1 protein-coding gene and 1 pseudogene are annotated in these 779 nt (G+C 36.2%); one reads left to right on the forward strand and one right to left on the reverse strand.

The window, feature by feature from the left end; all coding sequences use genetic code 11:
• The coding region (locus tag AC1DRF_RS30590; protein ID WP_477742647.1) for a hypothetical protein at positions 1-491 on the forward strand (491 nt) is incomplete at its 5' end.
• 186 nt (positions 492-677) lie between these two features.
• Here the strand turns inward: AC1DRF_RS30590 and AC1DRF_RS30595 are convergent.
• Positions 678-779, reverse strand: a pseudogene (locus AC1DRF_RS30595) (amidohydrolase); the annotation flags it as partial.

A 779-nucleotide genomic window follows, 5' to 3' on the forward strand; every position in this document is an offset into this window, starting at 1 on the left:
ATATTATACATAAAGAAAGAGAGCTGAACGAGTTGCTTTGGTTACTGCTTTTAATTCTATACGGCATTTATAAGTTCTATAAATCAAGAAGACCGCTAACGAAGTTTGGTCATTTTTATGAGAAAGCGTTTGAGCTAGAAGAAAAAAAGCGATATGAAGATGCTCTTGATATACGCAACCAAGGGATCGAACTCCATACCCTTACCGATTTAGAGCGAGCTGATTTACATTTAGCAAACGGGCGTATGCTTTTGAAACTAAAGCAGTATGAACAAGCAACGAAACACTACGACGCCTCATTTAAGCTAGCCAAATATGAAAAATTCCCTTACTCCGAAGGATTTGACGAAGTCATTGAAGCCTACTTGTATGCAGGGCGTAAAGAAGATGCCTTGATAATTACTAATGACATGTTAAAACGGCAAAGCTATGATCAAAAATTCAAAAAGCTAGAGCCTTTAAAAGAAAAGCTTCTTTCATATGAAGACTAATGGTAAAATTAAACAAATGGAAGCGTATTATTAAGAGCCATCGAGGTGAATGTAATGGTCATAACCGTTATTGTGGGAGTGCTGGGTTTGATTGGTTTAATTGCAGCAGGGTTTGCGACGAATTATAAAGATACGAAGTAAAAATACATAAAAAAGAACAAGAACCAAATAGGTTCTTGTTCTTTTTTAACGAACCAATAGCTTTTCTGTTATGCACAAAAACATCTTTACTCCAATTTCAAGCGAGGCTTCATCTACCGTAAACTTCGGATGATGATGAGGGTATAC

This window comes from Priestia sp. P5_B4 (assembly GCF_056400385.1).